Here is a 20,517-nt window from a genome sequence, read left to right as displayed (position 1 = left end):
CTTTCGGTTCTTGTAAACTACTCTTTATTAGCCACTTTGGGCTATATTAATCTTTTTTTATAAAAAAATATAATTTTTTTTAGTTTCAGTTTGTTAATTTTTTAGTCGGCTTATTTTTCTGTTCAATTGCCTCTTAAGTATCTAAATAGAAAAACTCCGAAGCCGTTCCTGTAAACAACTTCGGAGTTCTATTATTTGTATGTCTATATATTACTATATTTATTTCTTTGAGATAAAGAGTATCAGTTTTTTTTTTTCGACGTATAAAAGATGGTTAACCTAATTTCGCTAAGTATGTAGCCATTTCTTCTTGCACTTTTTTCGCTTCGGCTGTAGCGGCAAAAGCAAAGTCTACAGAATTGTCTGCATAAATTATAGCACGAGAAGAATTTACGAGTAATCCACATTGCGAATTCATACCATACTTTACGACATCGGCAAGGCTTCCTCCTTGTGCGCCTACACCCGGAACAAGTAAGAAATGATTAGGTGCATACTTCCGAATATCAGCGAACATTTCTCCTTGTGTAGCTCCCACTACATACATCAATTGCTCGTCAGTTGCCCATTCCTGAGATTTTTTGAGTACCTTTTCGAAAAGACGCTCACCGTTCTTGTCTTCTGTCAACTGGAAATCATAAGAACCCTTGTTAGACGTAAGAGCTAATAGAATGACCCATTTGTTGGCATATTTAATAAATGGCTTCACGCTATCTTCTCCCATGTAAGGAGCTACGGTGATAGCACTGGCTTTCAGGTCTTCGAATGCAGACATGGCGTACATCTCCGATGTATTGCCTATGTCTCCTCGTTTAGCGTCTAGTATAATAAACTGATCAGGATATCTCAGGCGAATATATTCTATCGTTTTGTGTAAAGCCACGATCCCTTTTACACCTTGGCTTTCATAGAATGCAGCATTTGGTTTGTAAGCAACACAATATTTTGCAGTCGCATCTATTATTGCTGTGTTGAAAGCATAGATAGGATCTTCTTCATCTAATAAAAAAGAAGGGATTTTATTTATATCGGTATCTAACCCCACGCAGAGGAAAGATTTTTTTCTTTTAATATTCTCAAATAATTCTTGCTTTGTCATATTTGTATCTTCAAAATTAGAGTCGCTTTTGTCTTATTTCTAACCCTTTTTATTTTTTACATTTCGCTTTCTTTAAGCCTTTCGGTATTTTCCGCAATTATCAATTGATCTATAATTGGCTGGATTTCTCCATCCATTACTGCCGATAAGTTATATAAGGTTAGATTGATTCTGTGATCAGTCATTCTTCCTTGCGGATAATTGTATGTTCTAATCTTAGCCGAGCGGTCACCTGTCGATACCATTGTCTTACGTTTCGAAGCGATTGCATCCATATATTTAGATAGCTCTATATCATAAAGCTTTGTTCTCAACATTTGCATAGCAAGCTCTCTATTTGCTAATTGAGATCTTGATTGCTGGCATACAACGACCAGACCTGATGGTTTATGCGTTAGCTGTACTTTGGTTTCAACCTTATTTACATTCTGTCCTCCCGCACCACTCGAACGGGCTGTCTGCATTTCAACATCAGCGGGGTTTATCTCCACGTCAACTTCTTCGGCTTCGGGTAATACGGCAACAGTAGCAGCAGATGTATGTACGCGCCCTTGAGTTTCGGTTGCAGGGACACGTTGAACGCGATGCACTCCCGATTCGTATTTTAGAATGCCGTATACGCCTTCGCCAGTTACAGTAAATATAATTTCCTTGAATCCCCCGGAAGTTCCCTCGGTAACGCTTGTAATCTCTGTTTTCCAGCCTTTTACTTCACAGTATTTCTGATACATACGATAAAGGTCTCCCGCAAAAATAGCCGCTTCGTCGCCACCTGTTCCTCCGCGTATTTCCATGATTGCATTTTTGCTGTCTTGAGGATCGGCCGGAACCAAAAGAAACTTTATTTCTTCTTCCAACTTAGGCATACGTTCATTTGCAGCATCCATTTCCTCTTTTGCAATTTCTCTTAATTCAGAGTCATTTTCGTTTTCAAGGATATCTTTTGCTTCGTCTATGGTGGCTAGTAGTTGTTTATATTCTCTACGTGCTATATCTATTTTTTCTAAATCGCGATATTCTTTATTCAGTTTGACGTATCTTTTCATATCGGCAATTACGGCAGGGTCTGTAATAAGTTTGCCTATTTCTTCAAAGCGGATATTCAGTGCATCAAGTCTTTCTAATAATGACGAGTGGGCCATATCTTAATCTATCTTATATTTAATTTGGGGCAAAGGTACTGAAAAAGGTGTCTAGATTATTACTAAGAGATGGAAAATTTGATTAAGAAATAGCAATTGAGTATCTCTGAATGGAGGCTTCGTTAGTCAATTTTTTAAGGTTTGTATAGTTGTAAGTATATAAAAAAGCAAAGAGACCGAATTCGGTCTCTTTAAAGTTTGACGCATCACTGCATTAAAAGCGTGTTTGTATGATGAGCGCGTAATTGTAAGGAGCGCGCTCAGTCTCCTTTTTAATTAATACTTTCAACCTATACGATCAATCTTCAGACCATCCTGTATAACGATAACCTACAACTTTATATGTTTTTCCAGGAAAACGAGAATTCGTAAAAGTGAAAGATATGGCGTCCGCAATAGTTCCGGAAGGAGCTGTTGCACCTTTCAACACAACTTTACCATCTGTCAATGTAAATGTATTTGCTGAAGAAGCAACATTTCCTGCTAGATTTTCGATATTACTTCCAGAAAAACTGAGCGTTGATTAGTCGCAATTGATTTTACCATTAATAGAGTAAGCATTTGTTCCACTTAGTGAATAACTACCAATACGTATCCAACATTGAATTGTTGACTCATCAGAAGTATTAGAAATCTCTGCGAAATTTTTATATACCTGGGCTCCAGTTTCATCTGTAACGATTACCCTGTACTTGCCGCCTAAAGGGTGAATAGAAGAATATTCTATTTCATAGTCACCGTATGTTTCGCAAGATGCAAATCCAAGCAGCAATAAAAACAGGACTGAAATATATCTTATTTGTTTCATATGATTTTCTTTTAAATACTGAATATTAAGTTAAACTTAGACTCTATTATAATTAATTCCCTTGAGCTACTTGCCACCATAATGGCTCTTGGGTAGCCTTCGTTTTCGGGGCATTGCTATTATAAAGAGCTGAAGCATTAGGTACCGGAAGACGACGAGGTATTTCTCTGGCTTGTAGTACAGTTGTTCCCGGGCGTACTAATGTACCTAATACGTATCCTTCTTCAAGTCCAGGAGTAATATTGCTTACACGAACTTTTTCGGCATCACTGATTGCCGGAATCCCTGTACGGTTACGATCCATCCACGAATCCCATGAGTTTGCTTTTGCTCCAGCTACCCATTTTTGGATTAAGATGCTATTTAACATAGTTCCTAAAGATGTACTATTGAAGGCATAAGCACCACCTGTTTTTATGAAGTCTGTAGCACTATATCCCCAACGAGAGAAGGCTTTGGTTACACCTTCATCGTACGCCGATTTAGCTGCAGAGGTGTTTCCTAATCTAGCTTGTGCCTCGGCAACAAGAAAGTATGCTTCTGCAGCATTCATCAAATAAGCAGGATCGGAATATGCTTGTTTATATCTTGATGAATTTACAAGAGGTACCGCATCATCTTCACCAACTGTTGTCGGAGGTTTAGTACCGCAAGGTAGACCTCCAAATTTTTGTCTATCGGTAAGAGTTTCACCTTTGTTAATAGCAGCTTCAGCTGTAGCTGTCAATTCATAATATTCTCCAACCCGAGGGTCATTGTATGCTAGTAAGAATTCGAGGAAAGTATGACAAGCTCGTATGTTTTCCTTCGTGTTTAGCTGACGGATATTGTATTCATATAGAGGATTCCCTTTGTTAGTTGCATCTTCAAAGGCTGTGAAGGCACAATCTTCAGTCAACAAGCCACCTGCACTGAGTAAAGATGATATTTGAGTCTTGTTAGCTTCGAAGTCTCGTAAATAAAGCTTTAGCTTTAAACTTTTTGCAAAAGAAACCCACTTATCAATCTTTCCTCCGAAGAAGAAATCTTCATTGGTGAGTGTCGGGTTAGTTGAAGCTTTTGCATCCGAAGCTTTTGCTATTGCCTCATCCAAAATTGCAATAATTCCAGGATAAACAACTGTTTTGCTATCATCGTATTTGGGTGCTGGAAACTCTGTTGCATTTAAAGCCTCTGTAAATGGAATGTCTCCATAAAAATCAGTAAGCATGTGATAATTGTATGCTGTTAATATTTTACCGATTACCCAATAGTTCCAAGCTCCTTTTTGTTCTGCTAAAGAAATTAGGATTTTCAAATCGGGTAAAGTATTAGCATAAGCATTCGTCCAAAAGGCATTATACGAATCTTGAGTGATACTATAGTTTACTGTAGTATTGTATTGATTCGTTGAATTTCCTTGAGTAACATATTGATTCCATAAGTCACCAACCAATTGCCCATTGAATCCCCATTGAGCAACGGTTGTTGCTCCGGCTGAAGGAAGCAGTGTGGCTAGAGTGGCTTCTGTCGGATAGTTCGGGTTTTTATTTATATCCAGATAATCATCGCAAGATACAAATGATATGCCTGTCAAAAATAGAGACAAGGTAATATATATCAGATTTTTCTTTTTCATATTAATTTTTTTCATTAGATAAATTAAAATTCTACCTTGATAGCTCCACCTATACTGCGATACGAAGCTGCACTTGTAATTTCGCCAAATTCAGAGGTTATATCATTACCCATATTTGCTACTTCAGGGTCTACATAGTTGTTTTTCTTAGGAGTAAACAAGAATAGGTTACGTCCTATAAGGCTTAATGTAAGTTTGCTTATTGGTGTCGAAGCTAACACTTTTTTAGGAAAATCGTAAGAAACCGTTATTTCGCGGATTTTGAAGAAATCTTTTGGTATTACAATTTCGTTTCTAACCAATGGATTATATGAATAGTTTCCGATAGAATAACTAAACTGATTTGCCATAGTTGGTATGTTATTTTCAACGTATTGTCCATTTACTACTTTTACAGAGTAAGGCCATATAAATGAATTTCTTTCATTGTATACAGTTTGAGTTGAGTTTCCATTGAAGTGAGTAATATAAGATGTGTTTGAAGCCATCCAACCTCCTTTGTGCCAATCTCCAACAATTGTGAATCCCCAGTTTTTGTATTTAAGGGAAGTATTTAGCCCTAAAATAAAATCTGGTTGTGATGATCCGATAACTTCTTTCTCTGTAGTTGATTGAGTAAGGAATCCGTTATTGTTAACAATTGCATATCCATAATAAGGGCTATTTGTATCGGTCACACGAGCAACGGCTGGTACTTGGAATGTACCGATTTGTTCACCAACTCTCATTTTATACTCTATTCCACGCCAAGTATAGATGTTATATTCTGTGACTTCATTTCCATTAACATCACTCCAAAGATCAAGTACCTTACTTTTGTTTTTTGTAAACGTAGCATTCACATCCCATTGCCAATCCTTTGTGCGGATCGGAGTTATTCCGGCAGCAATTTCTACTCCTTTGTTTTCTAAAAGACCTATGTTCTTAGTCTCAGAGGTATAACCTACCTCTGGTGCTAGAGTTGCACCAATTATCTGATTTTTGGTACGTTTATGATAATAAGCAACGTCTATATGCACTCTGTTGTCGAAGAAGTTACCTTGTAGACCTAGTTCATATTCTGTTGTGATTTCAGGTTTTAAATTTATATTTGGCAACCTGTTATTTTCACTAAGACCCGATACTCCACCAATTGGTAAGCGGGTGTAGTAGAAGGTCGTTGAAGTAAGAGGAGTATACCAAGAGGATGTAAAATAAGGGTCTGTATCATTACCTGTCTGGCCTATAGCACCACGTAGTTTAAGAAAATCTATTTTATTGCTTTTTAGAGTTGGAAAAAGCTCAGTGAAGATTAAGGATAAATTTGCTCCTCCATAAAAATAGCTGTTCTTGTCTAAAGGTAGAGTTGACGACCAGTCATTACGCGCTGATAAATTCAAATATAAGAAATCCTTATAGCCTACTTCTGCTTGTCCGAATAATCCTATTAATCGTTTTCTGTTTGTATATTGTTCCGAAACAGCAGCAGATGTAGTGTTCTGAAGGTTATACCATCCTGGGACATCTAATCCATTTACATAACCTCCATTATAAGAGTATGTACGTTGATTTAAGTTCCATCCGGCAGTACCACCTATGGTAAAATCTGAAATTTTATAATCAGCAGTAACGAAGGCTGTCGCATCTAACTGATCTCTGTTAAACCTATAGTTTGAATAATAACCATTTTGTGGTGTAGCACCTCCTAAGTCACTATATGAACCTGGAGTAAAAGAAGTCTTAGCATTAATGTTTTCTCTGTTATAATTTAGGAAATCTCCTCCTATACGTCCTGTAGCTTTTAGTCCTTTTACTAATTCATAAGAAGCTTCTATTTTTCCATATGTATGATTATCTTGATACAAATAATAATTATTATCAATCATCCAATATGGGTTTGTTGCGTAATAAGTATAATAGTTATCAAGATTATAACGCTCATCATTATAGTTTTTCATTGCTGAATAATCTACGTCAACAGCATGTTGTAAAAGTTCCATTTCCATTTGCTCTGTACGACGAACATCTTTGCGTGCATAATTGATAGACACGTCTACAGCTAATTTATTCCATTTTGCATTACCACGTAATGAGATCGTATTACGAGAATATTTGTCTCCATCATTAGGTAAAGTTCCATTACTTGTAACATTACCATAGGATGCGTAGAGGCCAAGATTATCAGTTCCGTAACGTAGAGCAACAGTGTTGTTTAGTTCAGACCCTGTTTTATAAAAATTACGAATGTTATTTTTTACATATGAATAAGGTTTAGTCATAACCGGATCTAATTGGTCTGAACCCCATTCATGGACAGTTCCATCCAGACGAGGACCCCATGAACCGTTTTCTGCTCTATCCCAAGAACCCCAACCTTGTCCAAATAAGTCTTGTGTTTGCATTACGCGAAGAACATTTGAAGCTGTAAATGCTCCATCATATGATATTGTAAGCTTTTCATTTTTTGCTCTTTTGGTTGTTATCATGATAACTCCATTTGCAGCACGGGATCCATATAAGGCAGTAGCAGAGGCTCCTTTCAATACAGTAACCGATTCTACATCTTCAGCGTTTATGTCATTGGCACTATTCCCAAAATCGACATAATCATTTCCTGAGCGTTCATTTGTTATCGGTACACCGTCAACAATATACAGTGGATTGTTGTTTGTTACAGAAGAAATACCACGAATTAATACTTTTTGAGATGTACCAGCCGGTCCGGCAGCGGAAATATTTACTCCGGCTATTTTCCCATTCAATCCGCCCATTACAGATCCGGATTTTGCAGCTGATATTTCATCCGATTTCACTTGAGTCGCAGCGTACCCTAATATTTTCTGATCGCGCTGAATTCCCATTGCTGTTACAACGACTTCATCTAAAAGCTTGTCGTCGTTTTCCATCACTACCCGCATATTTTGAGTAGCTTTAGTTTCAATACTTTTCATTCCAACCAGATTGAATACCAGCGTGTTTTTACCATCCGGAACATTTATTGAAAATGTTCCATCCAGATCGGTTACTGTTCCGACTGTAGTTCCTTTCACAACAACAGAAGCACTTATTACAGGCTCACCATTCGTATCAATAACGGTTCCTGTAATCTTTGTTGTTTGTGCGGCAATATACCCTATGCTTAACAGTAAGCAGGATAAAATCAATAACAACTTTTTCTTCATACTTGTACACATAAATTTATTAATATTAACACAATACACCTATTGAGTAGTATCGATCGGAGCTTCCTTTTTCACTGTTTTTTTCCGTTCGTATACTTATTGGTACTAGTTGGCGAGCTATTAGAGTCGCTTATAAACTTAAAGAATACAACTTTGAAGGGGAATCATTTTAAATGAAGGGTGAAGAGCCCTTTTGTGATTCCTTTGATTTTGATTGTCTTCTTGTGTCATATTTATATAGCTTTTGTATATAAATATTTTTGGCATGATAAAGCTAATTGAAGGTATTACAGTTGTATATCTGTAATCTGAAGCTATGTTAGCTTTGATTTCCTTTATCTTTATTTTCATTATAGAACACTACTTTTATTTAGAGGTAAGTTTTGAGAGTAAACTTATTTCTAGGAGCAAATGTAAACTAAATTTTTATAAAAAGAATAAAAATGGAATATTTTTTTTAAATTTTGTTTCATAATGATTTTTTATATCGATTTGTTAGCTTGAAATGATATATTTTGAAATGTCTTGTTTTGTTGGTTGTTTCTGTAAAACACAAATTATTACATATTTTAAAACATAGTAAATAAATTTATGTAAAAGTATGCCTCTTGACCGAAGTAGTAAATACCTATTACATGGTATTTATATACCATGTAATAGGTATAGATGGGGATGTGCATAGAAATAAAATTTAAAATAGGTCTTATAAAAAGGTAGATAAAGTTTCAGGAAAAGCTAGAGGTGCATATTATATCTTTAGTTAATAAAATGTTATCTTTATATACCCATTCGCTAATATAAATTATGGACAAGAAGAAAAGGGCAGGTATATATAGAATTTTCGAAGTTTTGAAGCGTGTAAAAAAGCTTTGGAAAAAGGATATTAATGTCTACTTTATTTCAGGAATGTGCTATAATTGTAGTGTATTTGATAAAATAGTATTACCGGAGGGATATAAGAAGAAATATATTGAATGGTACGTTCCCATTCCCGGACAGTCGTTGCAGGAATATGTCTTTGTTATGGCAAAAGAGATTGATACCTCCAGACCATATATACTGATAGGATATTCTTTTGGTGGCGTTATTGTTCAGGTGATGAGTTATTTCTTATCTCCAATAAAAACCGTACTTATTTCGTCTTTTAAAAGAGACGAAGAGATCCCAATCTTATTTCGTGCAGCTAAAAGAACAAATGTGGCAGACCGCATTCCGATGCGCGTGTATGCTTCAACAGAGCTTATAACGGATCTTTTTAACCGTTTTGTTTATAATGTGCCAACATCAGAGCTGGCTGAGGTAATGACCTTTGTTGATCCTGTTTATATTAAGTGGGCTATTGAGCAAATTGTAGGTTGGATGCCCGAAAATAAATGTAAACATCTCTATCGTATACACGGAACCGAAGATCAGATTTTTTCTTATGAACATATACGAAATGCATTTCCTGTAGAGGGCGGGGATCACCTGATGGTGGTAAAAAAAGCTGATGCGATAAGTACTATTCTTAGTGGTATTCTTTTGATTAAAGAAAATTAGACTTTCAGAAATCGTGCTAGAGTATATTTATGGCAACTGCAATCTTAATTCTTTCTATTGGGATAGTCAATACAATTAATAACAACATCGGCATGACTAGTTTGTAAGGATTTTAATCATTGGATTGCAAATTCGAAGTGATGATGGTTTATTTAATTATTATTCAAAATTAATCTGAGTATCAAGCTCCCAAATCCCCAAAACCATAAAAAGATAACTGTTAGAAGACTTATAAATGCCCATATCCGTTTCTTTTTAGTTGTAAACTTCTCAAAATATTTAAAATAATCTAAATATCTATCTTTGTAGTCTATCAGAAAATAAGCAAAAATAACTGAAGGAATGCATAATAATAAGAGTAAATTATCATCGTTTATATTTATTGCAATATTAACTTCTTGCAAACAAATTAAAACAGAATTTATGGAACCCAATATAAATAGATATACTAGAGCATAAAAATGCATGCCAGCAAGAGTTATCTTTATTCCATTCTTTTTATTTTCCGAGACCTCTTTTACTGCTTTAATGACTTCTTCTCCTTTTTTATTGTTTTTAAATAAGAAATTATTTATCGGATAGACCGACATTTCATTTATTAATAACCCTAATTTATAAAGATTGAAATATATCAAATTACAAAATTTTATCATAATCATATCAGATTGTTTTTTTTACTGGTACTTCCCTTATCGAGATCATAAAGAGTTCGCAGAACGACTTCTAATCGATGTCTCTAGATATCTTTATATTCGTCTCCTATGTATGCACTGGTAAATTTTCCACTATTTTTATTCCTAATTGAATTTGGATATTATCCATATTATAGTCATGGTATCAATCACTATTTTTTCTTTTTCACAGATGTAGGTTTGTCGATGTTGATAATCGCATAGTAAATGGCGTCAATAACTCCTGCCATTCGTTTAAAATCCAAACGATCCATTTTGTCTCCCGATTTATGATAATTGTGATTGCGATAGAATGCACTATTGGTAATCATCATAGCATCAAAACCGAGTGCCCAATAATTTCGATGATCTGAAAAATCTACCCCTTTTATCATTCCGGGACTTGTCAGACTTTTAGTTTTAATCGTTTTTGCATTGTAAAATTGTTTGGAGAAATCTTTTACAAATTGTCCATGTCCTATTTTCTTCGTTAAGAGTATAAAGTCACCCTTATTGCCATAAAAAAGCTTCATCGGAGCAAAAGGATAACTCTGTGAATCTTCAGCGTCATTGAAGAATCCGATCATTTCTACGGCCACCATCCCATAAACGGGAGTATTGGATTTTTTCAGTTCACTGGCATGGATATAGCTACCCATAGATTGAGTACCAAAGAAGGGTGGTTCTTCGAGGGTATATGCAACTAGTTCTATGGGGCGTATTAAGTTTGATCGACTAAATAACCGAGTCAATTCCAGTATAGCAGTTACACCAGATGCATTATCGTCAGCACCTTCTTGTTCTCCGCAAACATCGTAGTGAGCACCGATTACTACCAACGCTTTTTGTTGTTTTGTTCCAAACCGACAAATAACATTCTTATAATTAATATTGTCTACAGTGTACGTTTGATAATATGTTGTATCTGCATATTGGCTAAATTCTGTGAATATATAGTCTGCCACCTTGTTGAGTGTTACAGTATCCTCAAAGTTGCGAAATCCTTCTGTTTTGGTAATAGCAGTCAGATGTTTTTGTATACGCTCTATATCAGACTGAGCATGCAGATTATGTGTGACAAATAAAAGAATGGATATTATAAAAATGTATATAAGCTTCATTTTTGTGATCTGTAGTTTAATTATGACAAATATAGTTTAATATTCAAGATTTTCTATTTGTTTTATTTCTTATAGGCTAAATTATCTAGTATTAAGAGATTTGTTATTGTTTATAAATAAATTAAAGTGACAATTTAAAATATTACGGATAGCTGTTACTTTTGTTACTTTTTGATGTTTATGTATTTGATATAGTGTTGTTTGTATTCTGTCTGATTTTGCGAGAAATTATAACCTTTTTGGATTTAACGGATACGTGAGATTGTGAAAATCTAGTTTTGTAAAGATGATGAAAAGTTGGGGTAGCTTCTGTGTTAAAATGATTGATAATAAAAAGAAAAGTGTATTTTTGTATTCCAAAGTGAAAAACTTATAAAAGTATAATTCATTATTGAAGTTTATGATTGATAGAATAAATAAGCTGTTGGCAGAGATTGAGGGACTGAAAGCTTCTAAAGCAGATGAGATAGAGGTTTTGCGTATTAAGTATCTTAGTAAGAAAGGTGAAGTATCGGCTTTGATGAACGATTTTCGCACTGTAGCTGCAGAACAGAAACGGGAGGTAGGCATAAAACTAAATGAACTAAAAGAAAAGGCTCAGGAGCGAATAAATCAGTTGAAAGAATCTTTAGAAAATTCTCAGACTGTGGATGAGGCAATCGACCTTACTCGTACTGCTGCGCCTATCGAGCTTGGTACTCGCCATCCGCTATCAATTGTAAGAAAAGAAATTTGTGATATTTTCCGCCGTTTAGGTTTTTCTATAGCCGAAGGTCCTGAGATAGAGGATGACTGGCATGTTTTCTCTTCTCTTAACTTTGCGGAAGATCATCCGGCTCGTGATATGCAGGATACGTTCTTTATTGCACGAAGCCCTGAAATTGTATTGCGTACACATACTTCTTCTGTCCAGACCCGAGTGATGGAGAAGCAGCAACCACCGATACGCATTATTTGTCCCGGCCGAGTGTATCGTAACGAAGCTATTTCGTATCGTGCGCACTGTTTCTTTCATCAGGTTGAGGCATTGTATATAGACAAGAATGTGTCTTTTGCTGATCTAAAACAAGCTTTGTTATTCGTTGCGAAAGAGTTGTTTGGTGCAGATACCAAGATACGTTTGCGTCCTTCATATTTTCCTTTCACAGAGCCTAGTGCTGAGATGGATATTTCATGTAATATTTGTGGCGGAAAAGGCTGCCCATTCTGTAAGCACACCGGTTGGGTAGAGATATTAGGATGTGGTATGGTAGACCCGAATGTGTTGGAAAACTGTGGTATAGATAGTAAAGTATATACGGGATATGCTCTCGGAATGGGAGTGGAGCGTATTACAAATCTTAAATATAGAGTTAAGGATCTTCGTATGTTCTCCGAGAATGATCAACGTTTTCTTGATCAGTTTGAGAGTGCATATTAAGATTTACTTATCGTAGATGCTGAGCGAAGCATTTTATGTATTTTATTTTGTATTTATAAGCATCTTTAAAACAATATTATAGCTTGCTTTTGGCTTCAATAATCACTTTTGAGGAGAAAATACTTTAGAATATATTTGCATAATAAACAAAACTATTTTACCTTTGCATCGCATTTAAGGAAAACGGCTACGTAGCTCAACTGAATAGAGCATCTGACTACGGATCAGAAGGTTGCAGGTTTGAATCCTGCCGTGGTCACAAGAGGAGCACTTACAATTAATTTTGTAGGTGCTTCTTTGTTTATACAACATAACTAATAATTTTTAGCTATTTTAGAGTAATGTTTAGAAATAGTTTAGACTAAAGAAATATTTATATAGCAATGTTTAAAGGTTTTATGTAAAGAAAAGAGAGCTCTGGTTTATATTAGGAAATACATCTATGAGTTAGAATTTAAAATAAGTAATATAAAAGAAACTATCATGGATAATAAAAGGTTAAGCAAAGATGATAAATATAAGAGTATCGGATGTTTAATATTTCTTATTCTTTTTTCTTACTAAAAGGTTGTTTTTCGGAAGATAATAGAAATAACTGAACAAAGAATGATATATCCAATAAAGCTTTTTATCATAGACAAGATAAAATTGATACAATAATAATGAGCGCACTTAAATTCATTAATAGGAATGACTCTAATACTATAAAAAGATATGTTCACGCATCTATTGAATCAGCTAGATTTATGACATTGGTTGCTACAGATAAAGATTATGATGATGCTATAATATTATATCCTTATGATTATTTAGAGCAAGAGAGTTATTATATGGAAAAGAAAAATGATAAACCAATATATGCTAAGTTTGATGAATTAAAAAAACGGCATTAGTACATATTACGACAATATGCAATCCGAGGCTGATGATAGAATTAGAGTCTTTCTAAAATCGGTTATTGTTTATAACCTGTTTAGATGTTTTTTATAAAGCTGCATAAATAAAGGATTATCCTTAGGCTACGGATCGATCATAAGGTTTCATATTTGAATCCTGACGATGTCACAGAAGAAGCACTTATAATTTTTGTAGGTGTTTTTTTGTTTGTGGGAGGTCTGGTTTTAGGTCGTTTGCGCAAGCAAAGTTAAACAGAGAGTTAAACCTGTTTAACCAATGAATACAAAACAGTAAATGTGATGTTCTATAAATCAAAAACTTTATCAAGTGAGAAGTCTCATATTAAAATGGACTTGAAATGCTCATGATGATACACCAGATATTATGACAATACTAGCTGAATTCTTTGAATCGATAGCTGAAAATATTAAAAGCGATTTGAAATGTATCCGGAATATTTAGTTGGGAATAATGAAGTAGTTTATAAATTGTTAAGGAGTTGTAATTTTTGTTTTTTTATTTCACTTGGATTTTGTCTGTTTATATTTTTAGCTTTAAATCTTTAATTTATATAATTATGAAACCAATATTATTTATGGCAATATCCTTAATATTGTCTTTAGGAGCCACCTCCTGCAAGAAGCAACAGTCATCCAATCAAATCTCAGAAAATAAGGACTCAATTACTTCCGCTATTTCTGATAATGCAGTTCAAGAAATTAAGATTTTAGACCCGAATAATATCATCGTAAAAAATGAAGGAAAATATCCTTTAGAGGTGAAAATTTTTGAAGACAAATTATTTAATGATAGGCTAAAGACTATAACCGGCTCTGAATATGATGCTATTATTAAGAATTTTAATGTTGAAACTCCAATAGTGTCAGAGAGTGGTATTTATAAATTTTCTGGATGCAAACAACATGATTGCCCTAGTTTTCAGACTATAATTTATTACGATGCTAAAACGGATAACATAAATGTAATTATCAACAAAAATGATAAAGTTTCATCTTTTAGTGAAAAAGGAAAAATTGATATTTTAGAAACACTCAGTAAAAAATAAGATATCAAACAATATTAAAAAATCCGAACAGAATTGCTCGGATTTTTTATTTCGGTTTAATAAAAATAGCATCTCCGTTTGATCTTAGTTCGTAGACATAATACTTTCTTTTATAATACCCCTCCCTAATAAATCTTATTTCGATAGCATCTTTTTTTACTTGAATACCGTCAATATTTTCATACTTAAAAATGTCGAGACATATTCCACCCAATAAATATTTACCTTCAATAATATCTAAAGGGATATTATTTTCTAATATATCAATTAAGGTTTGAGAATCTGGAAACTCTTCCTCATTTGAAGCAGCTATTGAATATATCTGTTTAGAGGTATCTATTCCTATTGCAAAAGGATAAAACTCTCCTGCTTCTTTCCGGAAAATAGCTGCTAATTTCTTTATATCTTCGCAGATTAATTCTTCGTACTCGTCGTTCTGTGATTCCATAGTTAGACTTTTTTTACAAAGAAAATAAAAAATGATTCTATTTATATTACAATAAATCAGGTTTTTAAACTTAAAATAAAGCCAATCTAAATATTTTTATTTCTTTCAAGGACAAACAGCTAGTGTCTTGTGACGAATAAGAAAGGCAACCGTTATGGTTACCTTTTGTTTTATTACTCCGGAAGTTTAGTCGTAGCTTGGTCGAAATCTATTTTACTATACTTTTTCTTTAAGTGTTCATCTAAATTAGTTTTATCATCACTAAAAGAAACTAAACCTGTATTAAAATGCCAAGTGCCGATATAGTAAACGGAATTTGGTCTAATTTCTAAGTAATAGGGTTCTAGCTTATTCGGATCTATGCTTCCATTTTTAAGGTCTTTTGCATAGTCTTTAGTCGATGTGTCGATATTTTTGAAGATTCGTTCTTCATGCATTTCTCCTCCATACCATTTACTTTTAGTCCAAAAATAACTGAATACTTTATACATTCCAGGTTTTATATAATAGCAGAAAGGGTTCTCCTTTCCAGACTTCATTGTCCCTTTCACATTGAAGGTATATATTTTGTCCGTTATAATATTTTGCAATCTAATATCTTGAGGAAATCCGCCACTAGTAAAACCTAATCGTTGGATAAACAAACCATAAATAATAGATGTACTATCATTTAATTCTTTGGAAGAATCTGCTTTTTTCAAACTTTCAATTTTTTGACCGTTAATATTGGTCATTCCTCCGACTATTAATAAAAAGAGAATGAATAGATACTTAGTCATAGTGTTTTCATTAGTTATTTTACTCAAATATAAATAAGATTTCCTTTCCCTCTCTTATATTATAAAAGAAAATCCTATGGCAATCGAGGTAACTTTAGCTCTAACCGATAAGGTACAACGTATTGAATACCTCAAGAAAGGCAGACGAACCAAGATTCCTGATTAATGATGCTCTATAACGAAGAATACTTATTGTAGGGAATATTAAGTCTGATTGTATAAATAGATGTTCTTCTGTAAAATTTGAAAAATTATATTACATTTATCAGAAAAGTAACACCATGTCCCCAAAAGCATGACTTAAAACATTATAATTAGTTTCCAGTTTATATGTCTGTTCTCATGCATAGGCATTCTATTTCCTCGAGATATAGACATTGTAACAGATTCTGCTATTCCCATAGCTTTCCATACACCACTTTTAGGACATTTATCACCTGTTCGGGCACTCATACCCAGACGTGGTTTCATCATAATTATTTTCTATTTAATTTATAAGGTACAAATATAGAGATTAATTTTTATACAATATTTGCATGTTATTTATTTGCCTTGTCACGTATATACGCTAATTTATCTTGGAATATATCAGCTATCTTATATGCACGGTTTTTAGCCTCATTAGCAATTGGCCCAACGAAAAGACTGTCCACTGTCTCTGTGAAAAGGTCTAGCCATCGGTCAAAATGTTCTTTGCTTATAGGCAATTGTGCGTGTGGAGGGAATGGGAATCCGCTATATGTCTTTTCGCCTAACAGTATTCCTTGCCAGAAAGAGTATAATTTAGCAAGATGTTCCGGCCAATGGTTTTGTATTTTATCATTGAAGATAGGGCCAATTAAATTATCTCTTCTGACCTTACCATAAAAAATATCAACCATTTTCTTTATGTCTTTAATATCTTCTATATCTTTAGTTGGTGTCATATCTATTTCTCTTTAATAAAAACAAAATGTTTTCATCAAAGATAGGTATTTATTCCAAATTCTATTTTATAAATGTTTCGATGTCCTCTTTTAGGAGTTCGGTAACTTATTTATTAATCTTCAGATTTGAATAAGAAGTATTAATCGGAAGGGATTTATATTCATTCAAAATAGTGAATCCAGTCAATATTATCATTGGCAGGATTATTTATCTATAATGATCTTAAGGAAATAAAAAGGTGACAGAGAAATATATATAAAAACCTGTTACTTTTGTCACCTTTTTAGTTAAGTTTGTTACTAGCTATAGAGATAGCATATTGGTTGACCGAGGATATATAGAAGGAGGGGTGTATCATTACTATATGACAGACCATTTGAGAAATAATCGTGTGGGAGTAAATGCAAGCGGTACGGTAAACCAAAGGAACCATTACTATCCGTTCGGAACAGCTTTTGCTGAAAACACTACAGATGAACAGAAGAAACAGCCGTACAAATACAATGGCAAGGAACTGCATCAGATGCACGGATTGAATCTGTATCATTTTCGGCAAGGTATTATGAAAGTGCAATAGGTAGGCTTACAACGGTTGATCCGCATGCAGAAAATTACTATAGTTGGTCGCCGTACCATTATGCAGGGAATAATCCTATTAGAATTACTGATCCTACGGGCATGGATTGGGTGACATATAAAGACAACAATATTATTTGGAATGATCAAGCAACATCCGCAAAAAGCACTCCGAATGGGTATACATACATTGGGAATGATAACGCTTTACAGTCTCATGTTGGCATGGCTTACAATTTCCCTGAAACAAGCACAGAAATAATAGGTTTTGTTGCCTTTGATGAAAAAGTTGGTATGCAGGCCATTAGGGTAAGAGAAACAAGTAATGTTCAAATTGGAGTAAACGCTCAAAATATAAAAGGTAATATATCAAAGAGTAATGAGTCAGGTAAAACCTTTACTGGAGTTAGTGTTACTGTAACAAATAAGACTAAGTTCACGCAAGTAGATGGAGATCTAAGTAGTTCACGCAGAGTAGATGTTAAGTATGGAGATAAAACATATTCAAGGGCTATGCAAGAGCCACCAAGCAGCCCTAATGGGGATATTAAAGAGTATGGAACAAATACTACACGTGCCTCTATTGTTATTCCTGCATCTGATATAAACTCTAATAAAAACTTTTCTTCAATAAAAGCTTCAGGAAGTTGGTGGGTGACTAAACCTGAGGGGCGTACACCAGTAGTCTATCACGGTATAGCACCTTGGCCAAAAACATTTACCCATAGTTGGACTTTTAAAAAATAAATAGATGAAGAATTTACTCATTATATTTTTATTTATTGTAAGTATTTCAGCTTGTTCACAAAAAGATAATATCAAATACGAACAGGCATTAAGCTATATTGAGGAATATTATTCTAATTGCGATAAGCAATTGTTGGAAAAAGCTCTTGAGATATTGGATAGTACTTCGATAAATAATAATCAGATAGTCAATACAAAAATATCCTTGTATTTCTTGTTGAAGAAGTATAAAGAAGGTATTGCTTTTATGAATGCCCTACCTGTAGATCGTTTTTATAGGCCATATCAAAAAGAGATGTATATCAAATCAATGTTAGCACTAAATGAAGGAGATCCTTTAAAAAGACACTTTTATTATGAACAAGCTATATTGAGTATCAATAGCTATCTGTCGAATAATCCTAAAGATGATCAGGCATTAGCGGACTTGTTTTATACAAAACTTCGTTTTGAATCGCGAGACAAGGTTTTACAATATTTAGACGAATATTTAAAAACAAATAAAAATAAAGAGTTTCTTGAATTATTACGACAGTCAATATCAAAAGATATTTCTACAATAGATTGTTCGTCTTTCGTCCCTTCGGATTTGCAATCCGAAGATTAATAAGGGAGAATGTAAGGATTTCCAATCCACTATAATTCAATCCTGCCAATATTATCATTGGCAGGATTATTTATCTATATATGACTTAAGGGTAGAAAAAAGGTGACAAAGAAATATATACAAAAAGCTGTTACTTTTGTCACCTTTTTTAGTTAAGTTTATTATTGGCTATAGAGATAGCCCGAGATTGACGGAGGGTATATAGGAGGTGGTGTATAATCATCCGCATGATTGATTTCCTATGACTCATAAGATAAGTGAAAATTTTTCAAAAAATGTTCTCTTAATACATTCCATTCGATTGAAATCTGAGAATTATACAAAAAAATGTATCTTTGTTCATGTTTATAAATCTCTGAAAAAACAAATATGTTTATAATTTCTCTTTTAGATAAACTTGGACACTACGCGCTCCTCATGCAAAAGGTTTTCACCAGACCTCAGAAATGGAGTGTTTTTCTTCGTCAGTATCTAGCCGAAATAAGCAAATTAGGAGTAAACTCAATTTGGATTGTGATAATAATCTCCTTTTTCATCGGTGCTGTTATTGTGGTTCAGATAAAGTTGAATATTGATTCTCCGTTCATGCCACGTTATACGGTCGGTTATGTATCCAGAGAGATACTAATCTTGGAATTCTCATCGACGATTATGTGTCTTATCTTGGCAGGAAAGGTCGGGTCTAATATCGCGTCCGAAATAGGTACGATGCAAGTTACAGAACAAATAGATGCATTGGAAATAATGGGTGTGAATTCTGCCAATTATATCATTTTGCCTAAAGTAATCGCTTTGATGACTTTCATTCCGGTACTTGTAGTTCTTAGTATGTTTTTTGGTGTAATAGGCGGATATGCAGTCTGTATAATAGGGCAAGTGATGCCTGCTGATACCTTTCAGTATGGACTTCAATTCTATTTCAAAGAATTTTATGTATGGTATGCTATTGTTAAAACTATAATATTCGCTTTCATTATGTCAACTGTGGCCTCTTATTATGGCTACTCAGCACGGGGCGGATCGTTGGATGTGGGCAAAGCTAGTACCGATTCGGTAGTTATGGGTAGTATTCTTATTCTTGTTTCAGACTTGCTGATCACTCAATTGATGATGTCATGATAGAAGTAAAGAACTTATATAAATCATTTGATGAACGAGACGTTCTGAAGGATATAAATATTCTTTTCGAAGCAGGGAAAACCAATCTTATAATTGGACGAAGTGGTTCGGGAAAAACGGTTCTTCTTAAAAATCTCGTAGGCTTAATGCGCCCTTCAAGTGGGCAAATATTATACGACGGACGTGATCTTACAAAAATGAGCCTCGGAGAGATGAAAGATTTGCGTCAAGAGATGGGGATGATTTTTCAAGGATCGGCCTTGTTTGACTCCATGACTGTTTTCGAAAATGTCAATTTCCCCTTAATGATGTTCTCCTCAATGACCAAAATAGAGCAGGAGAAACGAACTAAATTCTGTCTGGAAAGGGTAAATCTTGGAGATGCAGGTCACCTATATCCATCAGAGATTAGTGGAGGTATGATGAAGCGTTCAGCCATAGCTCGTGCCATAGCCCTCAATCCAAAATATTTGTTTTGCGACGAGCCAAACTCCGGACTTGACCCTCAAACATCTCTCGTTATAGATGATTTGATACATGATATCACAAAAGAGTATGATATTACGACCGTTATCAACACTCACGATATGAACTCGGTAATGGGTATTGGTGAACGGATCAATTTTATCAAAGAGGGTGAACTCGAGTGGCAAGGTTCGAGCAAAGACGTCATATCTTCTACAAATGAAGATTTTAATGATTTTGTTTTTGCCTCCGACTTATTTAAGAAAGTTAAAGCTGCCGAAAATGAAGGTATTAAGTTGACTTAACA

The 20,517-nt window shown here is 34.3% G+C and carries 19 protein-coding genes, 1 tRNA gene and 1 pseudogene; 10 read left to right on the top strand and 11 right to left on the bottom strand.

The window, feature by feature from the left end:
- Positions 1-274: 274 nt before the first annotated feature.
- From pyrF to BGO84_RS13370, 5 genes and pseudogenes are all read right to left on the bottom strand, one after another.
- Entirely contained in the window at positions 275-1,099 is an 825-nt protein-coding gene (gene pyrF / locus BGO84_RS13390) for an orotidine-5'-phosphate decarboxylase (RefSeq protein WP_291029863.1), read from the bottom strand.
- Between the two features lie 56 nt (positions 1,100-1,155).
- A complete protein-coding gene (gene prfA, locus BGO84_RS13385) occupies positions 1,156-2,241 on the bottom strand; it encodes a peptide chain release factor 1 (protein WP_135107300.1) in 1,086 nt (361 codons plus the stop codon).
- Between the two features lie 298 nt (positions 2,242-2,539).
- Positions 2,540-3,049: pseudogene (locus tag BGO84_RS13380) on the bottom strand (lipid-binding protein).
- A 52-nt stretch (positions 3,050-3,101) separates the two neighbouring features.
- The gene (locus BGO84_RS13375) at positions 3,102-4,667 is read right to left on the bottom strand and encodes a SusD/RagB family nutrient-binding outer membrane lipoprotein (RefSeq protein WP_291029861.1); all 1,566 of its coding nucleotides are present in this window, start codon (positions 4,665-4,667) and stop codon (positions 3,102-3,104) included.
- Positions 4,668-4,690: 23 nt separating this feature from the next.
- Positions 4,691-7,828: a SusC/RagA family TonB-linked outer membrane protein gene (locus BGO84_RS13370; protein WP_291029859.1), complete on the bottom strand. Its 3,138-nt coding sequence runs from the start codon at positions 7,826-7,828 to the stop codon at positions 4,691-4,693.
- Between the two features lie 804 nt (positions 7,829-8,632).
- Here BGO84_RS13370 and BGO84_RS13365 point away from each other — a divergent pair.
- Positions 8,633-9,367, top strand: coding sequence for an alpha/beta hydrolase (locus tag BGO84_RS13365; protein WP_291029857.1), 735 nt, complete (start codon positions 8,633-8,635; stop codon positions 9,365-9,367).
- 152 nt (positions 9,368-9,519) lie between these two features.
- On the opposite strand, the gene BGO84_RS13360 is transcribed toward BGO84_RS13365, so the two are convergent.
- Together BGO84_RS13360 and BGO84_RS13355 are read right to left on the bottom strand one after the other, a co-directional pair.
- Positions 9,520-10,026, bottom strand: coding sequence for a hypothetical protein (locus BGO84_RS13360; protein WP_291029855.1), 507 nt, complete (start codon positions 10,024-10,026; stop codon positions 9,520-9,522).
- Between the two features lie 185 nt (positions 10,027-10,211).
- On the bottom strand, positions 10,212-11,159 hold the full coding sequence (locus BGO84_RS13355; RefSeq protein WP_291029853.1) for a M28 family peptidase: 948 nt from the start codon (positions 11,157-11,159) through the stop codon (positions 10,212-10,214).
- A 400-nt stretch (positions 11,160-11,559) separates the two neighbouring features.
- Here BGO84_RS13355 and pheS point away from each other — a divergent pair, with 400 nt between their 5' ends.
- The 4 genes from pheS (at position 11,560) to BGO84_RS13335 (ending at position 14,542) form a co-directional block, all read left to right on the top strand.
- Complete coding sequence (gene pheS, locus BGO84_RS13350; protein ID WP_291029851.1) at positions 11,560-12,579, top strand: phenylalanine--tRNA ligase subunit alpha; 1,020 nt, start codon at positions 11,560-11,562, stop codon at positions 12,577-12,579.
- Positions 12,580-12,764: 185 nt separating this feature from the next.
- Positions 12,765-12,838, top strand: a tRNA-Arg gene (locus tag BGO84_RS13345).
- A 403-nt stretch (positions 12,839-13,241) separates the two neighbouring features.
- A complete protein-coding gene (locus BGO84_RS13340; RefSeq protein ID WP_283687712.1) occupies positions 13,242-13,472 on the top strand; it encodes a hypothetical protein in 231 nt (76 codons plus the stop codon).
- Between the two features lie 581 nt (positions 13,473-14,053).
- Entirely contained in the window at positions 14,054-14,542 is a 489-nt protein-coding gene (locus BGO84_RS13335) for a hypothetical protein (protein ID WP_283687711.1), read from the top strand.
- Between the two features lie 46 nt (positions 14,543-14,588).
- Here the strand turns inward: BGO84_RS13335 and BGO84_RS13330 are convergent, their stop codons facing one another.
- From BGO84_RS13330 to BGO84_RS13315, 4 genes are all read right to left on the bottom strand, one after another.
- Positions 14,589-14,990, bottom strand: coding sequence for a hypothetical protein (locus BGO84_RS13330; RefSeq protein ID WP_291029849.1), 402 nt, complete (start codon positions 14,988-14,990; stop codon positions 14,589-14,591).
- A gap of 173 nt (positions 14,991-15,163) precedes the next feature.
- Positions 15,164-15,769 (bottom strand): hypothetical protein, encoded by a 606-nt coding sequence (locus tag BGO84_RS13325; RefSeq protein ID WP_291029847.1) that lies wholly within the window; start codon positions 15,767-15,769, stop codon positions 15,164-15,166.
- Positions 15,770-16,069: 300 nt separating this feature from the next.
- Positions 16,070-16,243: a hypothetical protein gene (locus BGO84_RS13320; protein ID WP_291029845.1), complete on the bottom strand. Its 174-nt coding sequence runs from the start codon at positions 16,241-16,243 to the stop codon at positions 16,070-16,072.
- Between the two features lie 65 nt (positions 16,244-16,308).
- Positions 16,309-16,695 (bottom strand): group III truncated hemoglobin, encoded by a 387-nt coding sequence (locus BGO84_RS13315; RefSeq protein WP_291029843.1) that lies wholly within the window; start codon positions 16,693-16,695, stop codon positions 16,309-16,311.
- Positions 16,696-17,015: 320 nt separating this feature from the next.
- Between BGO84_RS13315 and BGO84_RS13310 the strand changes: the two genes are divergently transcribed.
- The 5 genes from BGO84_RS13310 to BGO84_RS13290 all read left to right on the top strand — a co-directional run bounded on the left by BGO84_RS13310 (position 17,016) and on the right by BGO84_RS13290 (position 20,515).
- Positions 17,016-17,273, top strand: coding sequence for a hypothetical protein (locus tag BGO84_RS13310; protein WP_291029841.1), 258 nt, complete (start codon positions 17,016-17,018; stop codon positions 17,271-17,273).
- Complete coding sequence (locus BGO84_RS13305) at positions 17,195-18,019, top strand: RHS repeat-associated core domain-containing protein (protein WP_366246705.1); 825 nt, start codon at positions 17,195-17,197, stop codon at positions 18,017-18,019. Before BGO84_RS13310 ends, BGO84_RS13305 begins: the two co-directional genes overlap by 79 nt.
- A 4-nt stretch (positions 18,020-18,023) precedes the next feature.
- Entirely contained in the window at positions 18,024-18,626 is a 603-nt protein-coding gene (locus BGO84_RS13300; protein WP_291029839.1) for a hypothetical protein, read from the top strand.
- A gap of 369 nt (positions 18,627-18,995) precedes the next feature.
- Positions 18,996-19,745, top strand: a complete 750-nt coding sequence (locus BGO84_RS13295) for an ABC transporter permease (protein WP_135107195.1) — start codon at positions 18,996-18,998, stop codon at positions 19,743-19,745.
- The gene (locus BGO84_RS13290; RefSeq protein ID WP_135107193.1) at positions 19,742-20,515 is read left to right on the top strand and encodes an ATP-binding cassette domain-containing protein; all 774 of its coding nucleotides are present in this window, start codon (positions 19,742-19,744) and stop codon (positions 20,513-20,515) included. Before BGO84_RS13295 ends, BGO84_RS13290 begins: the two co-directional genes overlap by 4 nt.
- Positions 20,516-20,517: the final 2 nt, after the last annotated feature.

It is taken from the genome of Dysgonomonas sp. 37-18, assembly GCF_001899125.1.
Classification (GTDB): domain Bacteria; phylum Bacteroidota; class Bacteroidia; order Bacteroidales; family Dysgonomonadaceae; genus Dysgonomonas.
The sequence above is the reverse complement of the archived record's forward strand: the minus strand, read 5'-3'. Positions and strand labels throughout refer to the sequence as shown.

Coding starts and splice junctions, on each gene's coding strand:
- pyrF (WP_291029863.1), bottom strand. CDS start 1,099: ATGACAAAGCAAGAATTATTTGAGAATATTAAAAGAAAAAAATCTTTC.
- prfA (WP_135107300.1), bottom strand. CDS start 2,241: ATGGCCCACTCGTCATTATTAGAAAGACTTGATGCACTGAATATCCGC.
- BGO84_RS13375 (WP_291029861.1), bottom strand. CDS start 4,667: ATGAAAAAGAAAAATCTGATATATATTACCTTGTCTCTATTTTTGACA.
- BGO84_RS13370 (WP_291029859.1), bottom strand. CDS start 7,828: ATGAAGAAAAAGTTGTTATTGATTTTATCCTGCTTACTGTTAAGCATA.
- BGO84_RS13365 (WP_291029857.1), top strand. CDS start 8,633: ATGGACAAGAAGAAAAGGGCAGGTATATATAGAATTTTCGAAGTTTTG.
- BGO84_RS13360 (WP_291029855.1), bottom strand. CDS start 10,026: ATGATTATGATAAAATTTTGTAATTTGATATATTTCAATCTTTATAAA.
- BGO84_RS13355 (WP_291029853.1), bottom strand. CDS start 11,159: ATGAAGCTTATATACATTTTTATAATATCCATTCTTTTATTTGTCACA.
- pheS (WP_291029851.1), top strand. CDS start 11,560: ATGATTGATAGAATAAATAAGCTGTTGGCAGAGATTGAGGGACTGAAA.
- BGO84_RS13340 (WP_283687712.1), top strand. CDS start 13,242: ATGAGCGCACTTAAATTCATTAATAGGAATGACTCTAATACTATAAAA.
- BGO84_RS13335 (WP_283687711.1), top strand. CDS start 14,054: ATGAAACCAATATTATTTATGGCAATATCCTTAATATTGTCTTTAGGA.
- BGO84_RS13330 (WP_291029849.1), bottom strand. CDS start 14,990: ATGGAATCACAGAACGACGAGTACGAAGAATTAATCTGCGAAGATATA.
- BGO84_RS13325 (WP_291029847.1), bottom strand. CDS start 15,769: ATGACTAAGTATCTATTCATTCTCTTTTTATTAATAGTCGGAGGAATG.
- BGO84_RS13320 (WP_291029845.1), bottom strand. CDS start 16,243: ATGATGAAACCACGTCTGGGTATGAGTGCCCGAACAGGTGATAAATGT.
- BGO84_RS13315 (WP_291029843.1), bottom strand. CDS start 16,695: ATGACACCAACTAAAGATATAGAAGATATTAAAGACATAAAGAAAATG.
- BGO84_RS13300 (WP_291029839.1), top strand. CDS start 18,024: ATGAAGAATTTACTCATTATATTTTTATTTATTGTAAGTATTTCAGCT.
- BGO84_RS13295 (WP_135107195.1), top strand. CDS start 18,996: ATGTTTATAATTTCTCTTTTAGATAAACTTGGACACTACGCGCTCCTC.
- BGO84_RS13290 (WP_135107193.1), top strand. CDS start 19,742: ATGATAGAAGTAAAGAACTTATATAAATCATTTGATGAACGAGACGTT.